This window comes from Microcoleus sp. K5-D4, assembly GCF_036704575.1.
In the GTDB taxonomy this organism is placed as follows: Bacteria; Cyanobacteriota; Cyanobacteriia; order Cyanobacteriales; family Microcoleaceae; genus Microcoleus.
In genome coordinates, this window is the sequence record NZ_JAUBSD010000010.1 from 26,184 (window position 1) to 39,748 (window position 13,565).

Genomic DNA, 13,565 nt, shown 5'->3' on the forward strand with positions numbered 1-13,565 from the left:
CGTAATCTTGTAGGGGCGGTGCCCCCGTGCCCGCCCTTCTTCTTATTGGAATTAGCAGCGAAACTGCGGGATTTATATTATATTTTAGAGTTTGTGGCAGAATTGAGGAACGAACGATTAATCCCACTGACGAACAAGCCCAAGCCTGTCTGCGCGTCTGCCAGATGTTCTCTAGCTACTACCGAGATATTCAACTATTCCGTTTTAATGCTCAAACCAGAGAAGTATATATTTTCGTGAGTGATGAGCTGCAAGTAATCGTATCTAGTAATGGACTTTGGAGGTTTTTGGATGAAACCGAACTTTGAGGAAATGAGCAGATCCGAATTAAAAGCTTACGTCTTATCGCATCGGGATGATGATGAAGCGATTCGGATATTTTTTGGTCGCCGCAATCCCCCAGACTCAAAAGCGACATGGTACGGGCCGATGTGTAATGCTGAAGGTGCACCCATTGCAGAAAATATTCGCATCGCTGAGGAAGCAATTAAGAAAAGAGTTGAGATCGATCGCGAAAAACAACAACAACGGGAAAAAGCACAGGAGGATGGATTACGCCAAAAATTAGAACGGGAAATTGAGCAAAAACTTAGAGCAAAAATTGAATTAGAAGTCGAACAGAAGTTGCAGGAAAACTTAGAAAAAGAAATTGAGGCTCTGATAAGTGCGATCGCCCAATTTTTAGCAGCAACTAGCGGGTTTTCATCAAAACTGGCAGGGTCGATCGCACTTTTTGCAATGAAGCAAGGGATTGAAGATTTTGGCGATTTTTAGAATGGGCGATCGGGCGATCGAATTGAGTGTGATCGAAACTTATGCGCTTCGTCATAGAAACCGGGTTTTTTGCCAAATCTGCAGGCTGTAACGAAGTATTCCCGCAAAAACCAGGTTTCTGACCACCCGTGCGTAAATCCTCAAAATTTCAAAAAAAGGATTGAAGCGGAGATCTATCGCCTTTTCAGTCGTCTTTAGACGACTTGAGCTTTGAGGCGGGGGTTTCAACCCCCGACGGACTGTTGCAAGAAGTGCAAAAACTAAATCACAAATCAGTTTACCGTTCCAAAACCTCAATCAAGTCTTCCACCATCACATCAAAGACTTCAGCAAGTTTCTGCAAAGCCGTGTAGTCCACCGTTGCCATTTTGGGGGCTTGGGCGTATTTTTTAACCGTGATGTAGGGAATTCCCGTTCTGTCAGAGACTTCTTTCAGCGTCCAACCCTTTTCCTGGGCTAGTTCTCGAACTCGCAACCGAATTAACCCCATCTTCCCGCTGACAAATCAGTTTATTGTTCCAAAATCTCAACTAAATCTTCGATCGCAATATCGAACGCACGGGCCATCTTGTCCAAAGCTGTGTAATCTACAGTTGCCATACCTGGAGAATTAGCATAGGTGGCGATCGTGGTATATGGAATACCTGTTCTGTTGGAGACTTCCCTGAGAGTCCAACCCTTCTCTTGAGCAAATTCTCGAACTCGCAGTCTAATTCGTCCCATATTCCCAACGATAAATCAGCCTACTCTTCCAAAATCTCAACTAAATCTTCGATCGCAATATCAAACACGCGAGCCATTTTGTTTAAAGCTGTGTAATCTACCGTTGCCAGCTTGGGAGAATGGGCATAGCTTCTAACCGTACTGTAAGGAATGCCCGATCGCTCAGAAACTTCTTTAAGCGTCCAACCCTTTTCCTCAGCTAGTTCTCGAACCCGCAACCGAATTAGACCCATCTTGCACTTGACAGTCGATACGAACGTATCATAAGATTAATATTATCAAATTAGCGATCGCCCCCTGACCTGAGAAATCTAGAGCGATCGCCTTTCATTCACCACCCACAAAAGTGGGAAGGATTTTCCTATGATACCAAAACAACCGACATATCGCGATCGACTTCAACCTTGGCATCTAATTCGCCACCTCCCCAACTGTCAGCGGTTAACAGTCGCCCGTTTCAGCCGCCGCCCCGATGCCGAATCTTACCTAAATGCACTGCGCGGTTTAATGCCCGCAGTCCCGCATACAATTGTGTTCGTAAATGCGGTGTCTGTGTTGGATGAAAACAGCGTTCCAATTCAAACACAATTGCCGATCGAAGTTTAATTGTTGAAAAGTGCGATCGACCTTCCACAAATAGGAATTATTCTATTTGACCGGAAGTGCGATCGCTCCTAAATTTCCCAAAACAACATTGCTAAACTGTAAATAGACTTAAGTCAAGGAGTCACATCAATGCCATCTCCCTTTCCCGGTATGGACCCGTATTTAGAGCATCCCGAACTCTGGCCGGCCCTACATCACTTGTTAATTAGTGAAATTTTTAGATTTTTGTCTCCTCAACTTCGTCCTAAGTATTTAGTTTCGCTGGAAGTGAGAATCTATGAAACCGCTGACGACAATTTATCAATTGGCATTCCTGATGTAAACGTAATTCAGCCAAGAACCACAACCGAATTAATCACATCAAACGTAGCCGTAGCAGCGCCACCAACACAACCTTTGACAGTAAATATTCCCATGCCCTACCAGGTTCGGGAAGGCTATTTAGAAATTAGAGAAAGAGGAAACCAAGAATTAATCACCCTGATTGAAATCCTATCGCCTACGAATAAGCGAACTGGCAAAGGGCGACAAATTTACGAAGAAAAGCGAGAAGAAATTTTAGGTAGCCGCACTCATTTAATTGAAATAGATTTATTGCGGCGCGGTCAAAAAATGCCAGTTATTGGCAATGACATTGAAAGCCACTATAGCGTTTTGGTGTGTCGGGGAAATCGCCGTCCCCGAGCAGATTTGTACGCTTTTAACGTGCAGAACCCGCTGCCTGCCTTTCCTTTGCCACTGCGATCGGGCGATACCGAACCTATAATCAATTTGCAGGAATTATTCACTCAAATTTACGACATAGCAAGTTACGACCTGAAGATAGATTATCGCAACTGGGAAGTCATACCACCGCTGTCAGAAGCCGATACACTTTGGGCAGATGCTTGGTTGCGCGATCGAGGATTGCGAGATTGATTGGGTATCAAACACTGCTACACCGCTGTTGTATAACTCATCATGATTGTCCGATGAATTAATTTTAATTTCCAAGAAACTTTTAGAGAGAACTTCACGCTTTATGAATTTTTGTTAGAATAGTGTTCTGTGAAATTGTTATGCCGTCGCCTATATCTCATGGCTGAATCAAGTTTTGTTCCGACTTACGGTAGCGGGCAATCAACCAGCGATGTTTAAGGGATGGATACAACAACATAGCTGCAAGAGGGAGTCCTGATCCCCCCAAGGTTAGCAAAGTATAGACATTTATAAAGCCAACTACAAATCCCATACCTAAAGCAATTCCCAGCACAGTGCTTAGTGCTGACAGCGTTAACACAAAGCGATCGAGTGTGATTTCTCTCACAAAGTCACGATCCAGAAGATGAATAACAATTATATCAACCCAAACTCCAAACGCCGCTCCAAGCATCGCACCTGAGATCGCGCCAAAAATCAGCGCGAACAAGGCACTAGAGAAACCTTGAGCCATCTGTATCGCCAGTCCCGTAATAGTCAGGCCTATACCGCCCCCTATCCAAGCCCATGCTTTAACTCCAAGGTTTGCTCCTGTCCCCCAAATAGTTGCTACTGTGGCAACAGCTAGAGCAATAATTCCTATAGCTGTTTGAGACCAACCTAAACTACCGATGACTATAGTTGTTATTACTGTTGAAAATATGAACAATACTGCCATGCTTTTGTAGGGAGGTTTCTTAACATCAATTGGCAAAGGTGCTGTCTGAACCCTGATAGTTACATCATGTATTTCTGGCGAGGCATTTGTATGTAAAAGAAGATGACGCTCGTAATGTTTATTTGCGGCAAGGAGGGAAGTGTCTACCGTGATTTCACATTTTACTAAATTCTCCTTAAAACTAGCAGGTGAGAAGGAAATCCAAGCATGGGAATCAGGAGTATGTGGCGGATCTTGAAGATGAGGAGCTACTTCCCAACTTCCCTCTAGCAAAGTATCAGGCATTAAGTTGCGAAAGTGAATTTTTTGTGTGATTTTTTCACCTAGCCGAGTTGCTTGGAAAACTAGAGAATTTGTATTTAAGCTGACTTCGGGTACTCGAAAGACATACAACGATTTAAGGTCTTCCAAAGCTGTAACAGCATTTGGATAGCGATCTCTTAGCCTCGGTTGCACCATCTTTTCCAACCAGCTAACAAATGGTAAACTTAGCCGTGGAATTAGCTGGCTGAACCGAATAAGATAGGGGTCATCCTCGTCCGTTAAGTCCTGAAGTGCGGTCGAGGGCGTACCTGTAAGCAAACAAATCAAGGTTGCTCCCAACCCATATAAGTCAGAGGCTTCTGTAGGTTTCCGTAACTGTTCGGGGGGAATAAAACCGGGCGTTCCCTTGAAAACGCTACTGCCAGATACTTCCTGACTGCCAATTCGTGCAAACCCAAAATCGATCAGATAAACCCTGAGTAGATCGTCCACCAGTATATTTTCTGGTTTAATATCTCGATGGATGACTGGCGGAATTCGATTTTGCAAATAAACTAAAATCTCTAGCACGGATACAGCAATTTGCTTGATTTCTTCTGGTTCAAAACTGCGTAACACTCCTAAAGATGGTGCATCGATATACTCCTGCACCATACAGAAACCATCCGACGTGGAAAACCCTCCTAAGTAGCGAGGAATACCAGGATGGTTGAGTCCTTGCAAAACCTGAATCTCTCGTTCATGAACACTAAAAGCTGACCAGTCAGAACCAAATTGAGCAAAACAAAACTGCTTGACAACCACTTGCTGTTTTATATCAGTAGTATCAATATTTGAGGCAAGCCAGGTAATTCGTCCCCCTTCTCGATTACGTCCTAGTTCGCGGATTACCTCATATCCTTGGCAAGATAAGTCAGGATAATTGTTCATCAGTATTTCCTAAATAATCAAAACACTATTTATTCCTGAATGTTATTGGAATAAGTAACAAAAGTCTAATTATTTGCGGACGATTCCTCTGCAGGCTTCCTAGTAACTTAATGGTTGATATTAACAAATAGCTTTCAACCGCTACTTAACAGCTAAACATCTTGGCTTTGCATCAACCGCTGCTTCAAACGCGCCGGATCTCCCCGATCGACAACTTGGCCCTTTTCCAACAAAAAAGCCCCATCACAATAATTCAACTCATCCAAACGGTGAGTCACCCACAAAGCCGTAATCCCGCGATTTTTCACCAACCGCTGCACCGCCGCCACCAAATCCAACTGAGAATCAGGATCTAACAAAGCCGTCGGTTCATCCAACAGGAGAATTTCGCAGTGACGGGCGATCGCCCCAGCCAGGGCAATTCGCTGCTTCTGACCGCCACTCAAAGCATAAATCGGCCGCCGCTGCAAATCCAGCAAATTCACAGCCTCCAAAGCCTCCGCCACCCTCTCCCGCACCTGAACGTTAGAAAGCTTTTCCTCCACCAAACCAAAAGCCACATCCGCACCCACCGTCGGCATCACCAATTGGTGATCCGGGTTTTGGAACACAAAACCCACCCGCCCGCCGAGGTCAATTTCCCCCGACTGGGGGTGCAGCAGCCCAGCCATCAGCCTCAACAGCGTAGACTTGCCGCTGCCGTTAGTGCCCAAAAGCATCCAAAACTCGCCCTTCGGTACATCCAGAGAGCAACCTTGCAACACTCGATCGCCCGACGGCCAGCAAAAACCCAAATCCCGCACAGCAACGGCTGACTGGCTCATATCGGCACCAACACCCCCAGCCCTCATTCTGCTGTCATCGAGACAAAGCCAGGGGATCTGCCTGTAGATGATGCCCCCGATTTCTGAGAAACCACCACCCCAGAAATCTCGCTGCTGAGTACAGCCACCTTTTTCTCAGGATTTTTCTCGCAGGTGAGTTCCAAAATTTGCGGTTGGGAGTTGCGAATCGCCGCCAGTACCTGCTGGTAAACAGTCTCAGCGTCCTCCTCCAACTTCCGCTGCACCGACAGCGAGACGGGCGTATTCTTCACAATGATGTCAATGCTGAACATATAGTCTTAAAAACCTAAGTTTGGAGCTCTATCCTCAGTATATATATAGGACTTACCCACGGAAACCCTGTTTCTTAGAAAAATAAGAGGTTGAGGGCGATATATCTACCAAGCCACCGGGCTTCTGACGCAAAGCGCAGAGACTCCTATCTATATAGTAGAAGTTCCCCAATGCAGGGCAAAGACTTCGGGGACTTCGAGGGCTTCGGGGACTTCGCACAAGTCAAAAGTCAAAAGTCGGAAGTTTTTTAAGAAAAACTTGCTCTTGTAAAGAATTACCTCTATAATCGTCAATACGGTAAAGAAAAGTAAACTCTGTTCATAATCCAACTTGTTTTCTGCTAAGCAGAGGCAACGGTGGAAGACTCATGACTAGAGACAGATCCGTTGTAATTATATTCATTTGGAGATTTGCGTAAATGACAATCGCAGTCGGACGCGCCCAGACCGAAAGAGGCATCTTTGATGTCCTCGACGACTGGCTCAAACGCGATCGCTTCGTCTTCGTAGGCTGGTCTGGCATCCTGCTATTCCCCTGCGCCTACCTAGCCATCGGTGGCTGGTTAACAGGCACCACCTTCGTCACATCCTGGTACACCCACGGTTTGGCAAGCTCCTACCTCGAAGGAGCCAACTTCCTCACCGTAGCAGTCTCCACCCCAGCCAACAGCCTCGGACACTCCCTGCTGTTCCTGTGGGGCCCCGAAGCACAGTGGGACTTCACCCGCTGGTTCCAACTCGGTGGGCTGTGGACATTCGTCGCCCTCCACGGCGCCTTCGCACTGATCGGCTTTTGCCTGCGTCAGATTGAAATCGCCCGTTTGGTAGGCATCCGTCCCTACAACGCCCTAGCATTCACCGGCCCCATCGCCGTGTTTGTGTCGGTGTTCCTGCTTTACCCCTTGGGTCAATCAGGCTGGTTCTTCGCCCCCAGTTTCGGCGTCGCAGCAATTTTCCGCTTTTTGTTATTCCTGCAAGGCTTCCACAACTGGACGCTCAACCCCTTCCACATGATGGGCGTTGCAGGCATCTTGGGCGGTGCGCTGTTGTGCGCCATCCACGGTGCAACCGTAGAAAACACCTTGTTTGAAGACGGCGAAGGCGCAAACACCTTCCGCGCCTTCAACCCAACTCAGTCAGAAGAAACCTACTCGATGGTGACAGCCAACCGTTTTTGGTCGCAAATCTTCGGAATTGCCTTCTCCAACAAACGCTGGTTGCACTTCTTCATGCTGTTCGTACCTGTCACAGGCTTGTGGATGAGCTCCATTGGCATCGTCGGTTTGGCATTAAACCTGCGCGCCTATGACTTCGTATCCCAAGAATTACGCGCTGCTGAAGATCCTGAGTTTGAAACGTTCTACACTAAGAACATTCTGCTTAACGAAGGCATTCGTGCTTGGATGGCTCCTACGGACCAACCCCACGAAAACTTCATCTTCCCTGAAGAAGTTCTGCCTCGCGGTAACGCACTTTAAAAAAATCAGGATTTGGATTTCAGATTAATTTAATTTTTTTAAACTAATCTGAAATCCAAATCCCTATTCCCCGGCGCAGGCGCGGTGATACCGTGCCCTACTAGGGAACAAAAAAACCCAAAATCCAAAATCTAAAATCGTTGGAGGTTCTACCGGGTGGTAACGCTCTCTAATTCCTACGCAAGCGGTCGCGACCAAGAATCCTCCGGGTTCGCTTGGTGGTCTGGCAACGCTCGTTTGATCAATCTCTCCGGCAAACTGCTGGGCGCACACGTCGCTCACGCTGGCTTGATCGTGTTCTGGGCCGGTGCAATGACTTTGTTTGAAGTCGCTCACTTTATCCCAGAAAAGCCCATGTACGAACAGGGCTTAATCTTGATGCCCCACATCGCTACTTTGGGTTGGGGCGTCGGCCCCGGCGGTGAAGTTACGGATATCTTCCCGTTCTTCGTAGTCGGCGTTCTTCACTTGATTTCATCTGCTGTTCTCGGTTTGGGCGGCATTTATCACGCCGTTCGCGGCCCAGAAGTTCTCGAAGAATACTCTTCGTTCTTCGGCTACGACTGGAAAGATAAGAACCAGATGACCAATATCATCGGCTACCACCTGATTCTGTTGGGATGCGGCGCTCTGCTGCTGGTAGCTAAGGCCATGTTCTTCGGCGGTGTCTATGACACTTGGGCTCCGGGCGGCGGCGACGTGCGTATTATCACGAACCCCACTCTGAATCCGGCTGTGATTTTTGGCTACTTGGTACGCTCTCCTTTTGGTGGCGAAGGCTGGATTGTCAGCGTCAACAACATGGAAGACATCATCGGCGGTCACATCTGGCTCGGCCTGATTTGTATCGCTGGCGGTGTTTGGCACATTTTGACCAAGCCTTTCGGCTGGGCTCGCCGCGCCTTAATCTGGTCTGGCGAAGCTTACCTGTCTTACAGCTTGGGCGCTTTGTCCCTGATGGGCTTCATCGCTTGCTGCTTTGTCTGGTTCAACAACACTGCTTACCCCAGCGAATTCTACGGTCCGACAGGCCCGGAAGCTTCTCAAGCGCAAGCTTTGACCTTCCTGATCCGCGACCAACGCTTGGGTGCTAACGTCGGTTCTGCACAAGGCCCCACCGGTCTGGGTAAATACCTGATGCGCTCTCCTACTGGCGAAATCATTTTCGGCGGTGAAACGATGCGTTTCTGGGATTTCCAAGGCCCTTGGTTGGAACCCTTGCGCGGTACTAACGGTTTGGACTTGAACAAAATCAAGAATGACATTCAGCCTTGGCAAGCTCGCCGCGCGGCTGAGTACATGACTCACGCTCCTCTGGGTTCTTTGAACTCTGTGGGCGGTGTGGCGACTGAAGTTAACTCGTTTAACTTCACTTCTCCTCGTTCTTGGCTGTCCTGTTTCCACTTTGTGATGGGTTTCTTCTTCTTGGTCGGCCACTTGTGGCACGCTGGTCGCGCTCGCGCGGCTGTCGCTGGCTTTGAGAAGGGTATCGATCGCGAAAATGAAGCGGTACTTTCTATGCCAGACTTAGACTAATCGATCGAACTTATTTCTGATTTGATTGTCTAGTTGAAAAAGGCTCCTGCTTAACGGCAGGAGCTTTTTTTTGAGCAAATAATATCTAAAAAAGCTGCGGATTGTCCATCGACTGTTCTCCGAACCCGCTAGCAGCAGATACAATCCAAGACGTAGAAACCCGGTTTCTGAGTTAAGCTGTTGAATTCAATCCTGTTTCTTTCCGTCAGCTCGTTCCTGAGCGATCTTTTGCATCTAGGGCTGAGATATTTCGGTGCGACCTTCATCGCTGGCGGTGAATGACTCTACAAGTCTTGAAACTTGACAATTTTAATCCGTTGGGGTATATGCCTTGCAAGGCAGGCTCGACAAAGTTTATATTTAAAGTACAAAAGTTTTAATCCCACACAATGGAAAGTTGCACTGAAAACTTGCAATTTTAAGGCAGATTGCTACAGGTGCAAAACTAATCGACGATCGCCATCAGGATATTTATATTTTATTAAATGGCTGTGCTTGCCGAATTTTTTAACAGGCACAAAACTTTTGGGCGGCTTACTATTATTGCTAGGAAAGCAAAAGATTAATAATGGACTCATTAAAGATCGAAAATGTCAAGGTGAGGTTCGATCGAGCAAATTTGCTCGAACGCATCGCCAACCGCATTCGCCGCTCTCTAGAACTACCCGAAATTCTGAGCGCAACAGCAGCGGAAGTTCAATCCTTCTTGGGAACAGACAGAGTAAAAATCTACAAATTTCATAGCGACGGTAGCGGTGAAGTTATTGCTGAATCAATTAACGGCAACCGCTTGCCATCCCTATTGGGTCTGCATTTTCCAGCAGACGATATTCCCCCTCACGCCCGCGAACTGTTCGCCCAACTACAGGTGCGATCGATCGTCGATATAGATTCCGGGCAGCTAGGCCAAAGTCCCCGCCGCGAGGCAGTTTCCGGCCAACAGCTGCCCGACGAAATGCGCTTTCGTGCGGTTGACCCCTGCCACGCTGAATACTTGACTGCACTGGGCGTCAAGGCTTGCTTGGTAGTACCAATTTTTCACGGCGAAGAATTCTGGGGGTTGTTAGTATCTCATCACTCCGAGTCCAGGAGTGTGGGAGAAAACGAACTCCAAGGCGTTCAGATGGTGGCAGATCAGCTCGGCGTTGCCATAGCCCAATCAACCCTCCTCGCCCAAGCGAGGGCGAAAGCTCAACGGGAAGCTGCCGTCAACCGCGTCGCCGCAGCCCTTAACTCCCAGCCGGCGATTGAACTCCAAACAGCTTTGGTAGAATCGGTAGCAGCACTAGACGCCGCCGGCGGCAGGCTGTGCATTTTTGCCACGCCATTCATTTCCGACAGCAGCAAGGTGACGAATCTAGTTCCCTATTCGGATAACTCGAATCGGGAACTCACAGTCTACACTTGCGGCTCAGGGCCGAAGATGCAAATTTCGGCAAGATACCCGCAGGTTGAGCAATACAGCGTCTGGCACGAATATTTTAAATCCGGCGAGCAACAGGTTTGGGCAATTTCCGACTTGTACCAAATTAGCAGTTTGAGAAGCCTGCAACCTGCATTTCGATCGACCAAAATTCGCAGCATTTTAATCGTACCGCTCAGAACCCGCCAGCACATATTCGGTTACTTAACCATTTTTCGAGAAGAATTTGACACCGAAACTCTCTGGGCTAGACAGTTTGATAGCGACGAGCGCCTCGCCCAATCTCGGATATCTTTTGAAGCGTGGAAAGAGTCAAAAACTGCCCAAATTCGCGAATGGAAGGCTGAAGAAATTGAATTGCTCCTAATTTTTGGCACGCACTTTTCTAATGCTATTAACCACTACCAACTAGATCAACAAATAGATGAACTTAACACAAACTTAGAAAATCAAGTTCAAAAGCGCACCGCTCAACTACAGCAGTTGACCCAACAGCAACGAGTGCTGTTTGAGGTGGTGGCAAAAATGCGGAAATCCCTCGACTTGAACAAAATTTTTAGCACGATGTCCCAGGAAGTGCGGCGGGCTTTAAATGCCGATAGAGTTGCGGTTTACCGCTTCGATTCCGCATCACAATTTAACGACGGCGAATTCGTTTCCGAAGATGTTTTGCCAGATTTTGTGTCAGCAATGGCAGTCAAAGTGCACGATCGCTGCTTTGGAGAAAACTACGCCAATCTCTACTCTCCGGGGCGAGTTCACGCCATGTCCGACATCAGGCAGGCCGGACTGCAAGATTGCTTTCACAAAGTCTTGGAGCAATTTCAGGTCAAAGCTACTTTAGTTGCACCGATTATGAAAGGCAACCACCTTTGGGGGTTGCTGTGCGTACACCAATGTTCGGCTCCCCGCAACTGGGAATCTTCTGAAATTAAATTTGCTACCCAAATTTCCGCTCAGCTAAGCATCGCTTTAGAACAAGCAGATTTGCTAGCTCAAACTCAGCAGCAAGCAGTTGAGTTGCACCGGGCAGCAGAGCAGGAGCGAATACTGTTTGAGGTAGTTGCTAAGATTCGACAATCTCTCGATTTAGATACAATTTTTCGTACTACAACTACAGAATTGCGGCGGATCTTAAAGGCAGATAGAGTTGGCATTTATCGCTTTGATCCTAGTTTAAACTTTAATGAAGGCGAATTTATTATCGAAGATGTTTTGCCTGGTTTTTCTTCGGCAATGAATGTCAAAGTTCGCGATCATTTCTTTAGCGAAAACTATGCCAAAAAATATAGTCAGGGACAGATTCAAGTGCTATCAGATGTCGAAAATGCTGGACTCTCAGACTGCCATGCTGCTCTTTTAGCTCAATTTCAAATTAGAGCTCAGGTGATTATGCCGCTGATGAATGGCAGCGAACTTTGGGGTTTGCTGTGCGTGCACCAGTGCAGCGGTTTGCGCCATTGGAACACTTCGGAAATTCAGTTTGCTAGGCAAGTTGGAATTCAGTTGAGTGTAGGATTAGAACAAGCAGATTTGTTGGCTAAAACGCGGCAGCAATCAGTTGATTTGCAGTGGGCAGCCGAGCAACAGCGAATACTGTTTGAAGTGGTGGCTAAGATTCGACAATCTCTCGATATCAACGCGATTTTTAAGACTGCAACCCAAGAAGTTTGTCAGTTTATGCAAGTTGATAGAATTGCTGTCTATCAATTTAATCCTGATTGGAGTGGCTATTATGTGGCCGAGTTTGTGAAAAATGGCTGGATAAAATTGGTAGGGGAAGGTATTAGTACAGTTTGGCAAGATACTTATTTGCAGGAAAACCGAGGCGGCAGATATGCCAATAATGAAACTCTAGCCGTAGACGATATCTATCAAGTTGGCCACTCGGAGTGTGTTGTCGGTATTTTAGAGAAATTTCAGGTGAAGGCTTATGCGATCGCGCCGATTTTTGTAGGACAAGGACTTTGGGGTTTGCTGACAGCGTATCAACATTCTGAGCCCCGCTGTTGGGAAAGTTCAGAAGTTAACTTTTTAGCTCAGATTGCTAATCAATTAGGCGTTGCTATCCAACAAGCCGATTTGCTGGCTCAAACCAGACGCCAAGCAGAACAAATCGCTCAAAGTTTAAAGGATTTGCAGCACACTCAAGCTCAATTGATTCAAACTGAAAAAATGTCTGGTTTGGGGCAACTGGTAGCCGGGATTGCTCACGAAATCAACAATCCGGTTAATTTTATTTACGGCAATCTCAATCACGCTAGTGAATATACTGCTAGCTTACTGAGTTTGCTGGAACTTTACCAGCAGCAATATCCAGCGTCTAGTCCTGAAATAGACAAATTGAGTGAAGATATTGACTTGGAATTTCTGCTAGAAGATTTGCCAAAATTGCTATCCTCAATGAAGGTGGGAGCCGATCGCATCCGTCAAATAGTTCTGTCTTTAAGGAATTTCTCTCGTCTTGACGAAAGTCAAATGAAGGCGGTTGATATTCACGAGGGCATTGACAGCACGCTGTTAATTTTACAGCACAGGCTGAAATCTAATGCGGACAGTCCAAACATTGTGCTAGTCAAAGAATACGGCATTTTGCCTCGAGTTGAGTGTTATGCGGGACAGTTGAATCAGGTATTTATGAATGTCATTGGAAATGCGATCGATGCTTTGGAATCGCACAAGTTGCTCGCGGGTCAATCTGTAATTCCTCAAATTAAAATATCTACTGCTATCGGTCAACTTAATGATACTGTTCCGAGCGCGGTGATTCGGATTTCTGACAACGGCACGGGAATTTCGGAATCTATGAGAAAACGCATATTTGACCCTTTTTTCACCACTAAGTCGGTAGGGAAAGGTACAGGATTGGGACTGTCAATTAGTTACCAAATTGTGGTAGAGAAACACGGTGGCATTTTAAAATGCAATTCGGAATTGGGGAAGGGTACTGAGTTTGTGATCGAGATTCCGCTTCGACAGCAGCCAGCAGTCATTAGTCATTAATCATTATTGTAAAATCCAGTCAACAGTCAACAATCACGCAGGGTGCAGCCGAAATTGATACAATTCATCTGTGTT

Annotated in this window: 14 protein-coding genes; 7 read left to right on the forward strand and 7 right to left on the reverse strand. The window is 46.7% G+C overall.

The window, feature by feature from the left end:
* Positions 1-26 precede the first annotated feature (26 nt).
* Positions 27-308 carry a DUF6888 family protein gene (locus tag QUA77_RS05205; RefSeq protein WP_333449467.1) on the forward strand — a complete coding sequence of 94 codons (282 nt, stop codon included), beginning with the start codon at positions 27-29 and terminating at the stop codon, positions 306-308.
* On the forward strand, positions 292-774 hold the full coding sequence (locus QUA77_RS05210; protein WP_333449469.1) for a DUF6887 family protein: 483 nt from the start codon (positions 292-294) through the stop codon (positions 772-774). The genes QUA77_RS05205 and QUA77_RS05210 overlap by 17 nt, the downstream gene beginning before the upstream one ends.
* Before the next feature lie 277 nt (positions 775-1,051).
* Here QUA77_RS05210 and QUA77_RS05215 read toward each other — a convergent pair whose 3' ends face one another.
* Genes QUA77_RS05215 through QUA77_RS05225 form a run of 3 tightly spaced genes read right to left on the reverse strand, consistent with a single transcriptional unit; the run spans position 1,052 to position 1,730 of the window.
* Entirely contained in the window at positions 1,052-1,264 is a 213-nt protein-coding gene (locus QUA77_RS05215; RefSeq protein ID WP_333449470.1) for a helix-turn-helix transcriptional regulator, read from the reverse strand.
* 20 nt (positions 1,265-1,284) lie between these two features.
* Positions 1,285-1,497 (reverse strand): helix-turn-helix transcriptional regulator, encoded by a 213-nt coding sequence (locus tag QUA77_RS05220; RefSeq protein ID WP_333449471.1) that lies wholly within the window; start codon positions 1,495-1,497, stop codon positions 1,285-1,287.
* A 20-nt stretch (positions 1,498-1,517) separates the two neighbouring features.
* Positions 1,518-1,730, reverse strand: a complete 213-nt coding sequence (locus QUA77_RS05225) for a helix-turn-helix domain-containing protein (RefSeq protein WP_006635455.1) — start codon at positions 1,728-1,730, stop codon at positions 1,518-1,520.
* Positions 1,731-1,860: 130 nt separating this feature from the next.
* On the opposite strand from QUA77_RS05225, the gene QUA77_RS05230 reads away from it, so the two are divergent.
* Both QUA77_RS05230 and QUA77_RS05235 read left to right on the forward strand, forming a co-directional pair.
* Positions 1,861-2,103, forward strand: a complete 243-nt coding sequence (locus QUA77_RS05230) for a hypothetical protein (RefSeq protein WP_333449472.1) — start codon at positions 1,861-1,863, stop codon at positions 2,101-2,103.
* Positions 2,104-2,232: 129 nt separating this feature from the next.
* Positions 2,233-3,021 carry a DUF4058 family protein gene (locus QUA77_RS05235; RefSeq protein WP_333449473.1) on the forward strand — a complete coding sequence of 263 codons (789 nt, stop codon included), beginning with the start codon at positions 2,233-2,235 and terminating at the stop codon, positions 3,019-3,021.
* A gap of 157 nt (positions 3,022-3,178) precedes the next feature.
* Here the strand turns inward: QUA77_RS05235 and QUA77_RS05240 are convergent, their stop codons facing one another.
* The 4 genes from QUA77_RS05240 to QUA77_RS05255 form a co-directional block, all read right to left on the reverse strand.
* Positions 3,179-4,933, reverse strand: a complete 1,755-nt coding sequence (locus QUA77_RS05240; RefSeq protein ID WP_333449474.1) for a serine/threonine-protein kinase — start codon at positions 4,931-4,933, stop codon at positions 3,179-3,181.
* A gap of 152 nt (positions 4,934-5,085) precedes the next feature.
* Positions 5,086-5,757 carry an energy-coupling factor ABC transporter ATP-binding protein gene (locus QUA77_RS05245; protein WP_281363590.1) on the reverse strand — a complete coding sequence of 224 codons (672 nt, stop codon included), beginning with the start codon at positions 5,755-5,757 and terminating at the stop codon, positions 5,086-5,088.
* A gap of 23 nt (positions 5,758-5,780) precedes the next feature.
* A complete protein-coding gene (locus QUA77_RS05250) occupies positions 5,781-6,050 on the reverse strand; it encodes a hypothetical protein (RefSeq protein ID WP_190663726.1) in 270 nt (89 codons plus the stop codon).
* 150 nt (positions 6,051-6,200) lie between these two features.
* Entirely contained in the window at positions 6,201-6,380 is a 180-nt protein-coding gene (locus QUA77_RS05255) for a hypothetical protein (RefSeq protein WP_333449475.1), read from the reverse strand.
* Between the two features lie 89 nt (positions 6,381-6,469).
* Here QUA77_RS05255 and psbD point away from each other — a divergent pair, with 89 nt between their 5' ends.
* The 3 genes from psbD to QUA77_RS05270 all read left to right on the forward strand — a co-directional run bounded on the left by psbD (position 6,470) and on the right by QUA77_RS05270 (position 13,490).
* A complete protein-coding gene (psbD, locus tag QUA77_RS05260; RefSeq protein ID WP_333040788.1) occupies positions 6,470-7,528 on the forward strand; it encodes a photosystem II D2 protein (photosystem q(a) protein) in 1,059 nt (352 codons plus the stop codon).
* Positions 7,529-7,684: 156 nt separating this feature from the next.
* Complete coding sequence (gene psbC / locus QUA77_RS05265) at positions 7,685-9,064, forward strand: photosystem II reaction center protein CP43 (RefSeq protein ID WP_333039523.1); 1,380 nt, start codon at positions 7,685-7,687, stop codon at positions 9,062-9,064.
* A 568-nt stretch (positions 9,065-9,632) separates the two neighbouring features.
* On the forward strand, positions 9,633-13,490 hold the full coding sequence (locus QUA77_RS05270) for a GAF domain-containing protein (RefSeq protein ID WP_333449476.1): 3,858 nt from the start codon (positions 9,633-9,635) through the stop codon (positions 13,488-13,490).
* Positions 13,491-13,565 lie beyond the last annotated feature (75 nt).